Source organism: Streptomyces sp. NPDC093149, assembly GCF_044754145.1.
GTDB lineage: Bacteria > Actinomycetota > Actinomycetes > Streptomycetales > Streptomycetaceae > Streptomyces.
The window spans coordinates 1-3,091 of the sequence record NZ_JBIVON010000069.1; the positions used below are offsets into that span (position 1 = coordinate 1).

1 protein-coding gene is annotated in these 3,091 nt (G+C 72.1%); it reads left to right on the plus strand.

From position 1 onward, the window contains the following. The coding region (locus ACIQCZ_RS42480) for a KR domain-containing protein (RefSeq protein ID WP_402291568.1) at nt 1–3,091 on the plus strand (3,091 nt) is incomplete at both ends.

The window sequence follows — 3,091 nt, forward strand, 5'->3', positions numbered from 1 at the left end:
CCGCAGCGAGCACAGATCGCGTTCTACTCCACGGTGACGGGTGAGGTGTCCGACGGGACCGGTCTGGACGGTGGCTACTGGTGCCGCAATCTGCGTGAGCCCGTCCGCTTCGACCGCGCCCTGGACCGGCTCCTGGACGACGGCCACACCGTCTTCGTCGAGATCTCCGCCCACCCGGTCCTGTCGATGCCTCTGACCGACGGGAGTGCGGAGCGCGGTGGCATCGTCGTCGGCTCCCTCGCCCGCGACCGCGGCACCACCAACCAACTCCTTCGCAACCTCGGCCTGTTGCACGTCCAGGGTCATGGCGTCGACTGGGACCGGGCCCTCGGTCTCGGGGCGGACACCGGCTCTCTGCTGAACCTGCCCACCTACGCCTTCCAGCGCGAGCCCTACTGGCTCCGGACCGAGGAGTCCACGGGTGACATCCGGGCCGTCGGTCTGGACGCGGCCGGGCACCCGTGGCTGGGTGCCGTCACGGTGACGGCCGACGACGAGGGGAGCCTGTTCACCGGCCGGCTCTCGCTCGCCGACCAGCCGTGGCTGAAGGACCACGCCGTCTTCGGGACCGTCCTGGTCCCCGGCACCGGTCTCCTCGAACTCGCGCTCACCGCAGCACACCACGTCGGCGCCGCCGGAGTCGGTGAACTGACCCTCCTCGAACCCCTCGTCATCACGCAGGAGACGGGCGTTCGCATCCAGGCCGTGGTGGCCGGCCCGTCCGGTGACAGCCGCCGGACGATCGCCCTGTACAGCCGCGCCGAGGACACCTCCGACGACACGCCCTGGCGGCACCACGCGAGCGGTGAGCTGAGCGACACCACGACGGAGTCCGCGGCCGCCGGCTTCGACGAGCTGACCCATTGGCCCGTCCTCGGCGCCGAGCCGGTCGATCTCGACGGGTTCTACGACGCGTTCCGGGCGCGCGGTCTGGAGTACGGTCCCGCCTTCCAAGGCCTGACCGAGCTGTGGCGCAAGGGCAACACCGCGTACGGGACCGTCCGCCTCCCCGACGGCCTCGACGCCGACGCCTTCGGTATTCATCCCGCTCTCCTGGACGCCGCCCTGCACGCGATGGTGGCGGTGCAGGACGGGACAGGGGCCGAGGGACACGTACCGCTTCCCTTCGAATGGGCGGGCGCGGAGTTGCACGCCGCGGGCAGCACCGAGTTGCGCGTCCGGATCGACCTGGACGGGGAGAGCGTCCTCGGACTCTGGGCGGCCGACCCCGCCGGACAGCCTGTCGTCCGGGCGGACCTGCAACTGCGTGAGGCCGACGTGGAGCAGATCCGCACCGCCGGATCCTCCGCCGAGCACCTCTACCGGATGGACTTCCGGGCCCTGCCCGGACTCACCACTCAGCCGGCCGGCGCCGTCCACGTCCTGGAGCTCGCGGACCCGGACGGGTTCGACAGGCTACTGGCGCGGCTGGACACGGATGCGGGAGTGCCGGAACGCGTGGTGGTGGACGCCACGGCGACGGCCACGGACCCGAGGTCGGTGACGGCGGACGCGCTGTCCCTGGTCCAGCGGCTGCTGGGCGAACCACGGCTGGAGAAAGCCGAGTTCGTATGGGTCACCCGGAACGCAGTGGACACCGGCGACGGGGTCGGCGACCTGGCCCACGCCCCCTTGTGGGGTCTGCTGCGCACCGCCCGTGCCGAACACCCCGAACGCTCCGTTCACCTCGTCGACCTCCACGCCGGGGAAGCAGCCGATGCACCGTTCGTCGCCGACGAACCGGAGATCGCGGTACGCGACGGCGAGATCCGGGCGGCACGGCTGACCCGCGCCGTCGGCGGCACCAACACGCCCGAATTCGCCCCCGGCGGCCGAGTACTGATCACCGGCGGCACCGGTGAGCTGGGCACCGCCCTGGCCACTCACCTCGTCCGCGCCCACGGAGTCCGCCACCTGGTCCTCACCTCCCGGAGCGGCCCCGACGCCCCCGGCGCCCAGAGCCTGATCGAGGCCCTGACCGATGCCGGCGCCCAGAGCGTCGACATCCGGGCCTGCGATGTCGCCGATCGCGACCAGGTCCGCACCCTGCTCACCGCCACCGGCGCCCGCCCCTGGACCGGGGTCTTCCACCTCGCCGCGGTCCTGGACGACGGACTGCTCACCGCCCAGACCCCCGAACGCCTCGCCTCCGTGTGGGCTCCCAAGGCCGATGGCGCCCAGCACCTGCACGAACTCTCCGAAGAACTCGGCCTCGACCTCGCGGCGTTCGTGCTGTTCTCCTCCGCCGCCGGAGTCCTGGGCGGCGCCGGTCAGTCCAACTACGCCGCGGCCAACGCCTTCCTGGACGCCCTGGCCGCGCGCCGCCGTGCCGAGGGACTGCCCGCCACCAGCCTTTCCTGGGGCCTGTGGCAGCAGGCCGGCACCGGCCTCACCGCGAACCTGGGACAGGCCGAACTCGCCCGCCTCCGCCGCCAGGGAATCGGAGCCCTCACTCCTGCCCAGGCGCTCGCGTCCCTCGACACCGCCCTCACCACCCCCCACCCGCACTGTGTCCCGGTCAGGCTCGAACTCGCAAGCATGCAAAGGACCTTGGACAGTGAAGGGGAGTCGGCCGTGCCGGCCGCGCTGCGCTCCTTGCTGCGCGCGCCGCGGCGCCGGGCCGGTCATACGAAGGCGACCCCCTCGGACCTGCGGGGCCGACTGCTCGTACTGCCGCAGGCCGACCGGCTGACCCCGCTCACGGACCTGGTGCGCACGGAGGCCGCGACGGTCCTGGGCATGTCCGGTCCGGGCGCGGTCGGCAAGGAGCAGATCTTCAAGGTTCTCGGCTTCGACTCGCTCATGGCAGTCGAGCTGCGCCGTCGCCTCTCCGCCGGGACGGGCCTCACCCTCCCGTCCACCCTCGCCTTCGACCACCCCACCCCGGTGGCCATCGCCGAACTTCTGCTGAAGCGACTGGCGTTGGACTCCGAGGCGGAAGCGGGCACCGGGGCCGCCGGCCGAGCCGGGAGCGCGATCCGGAACCACGGCTCCGACGAGCCGATTGCGGTGGTGTCGATGGCGTGCCGGTTGCCGGGTGGCATTGATTCTCCGGAGGGTTTTTGGGAGTTGTTGTCGGGTGGTGGGGATG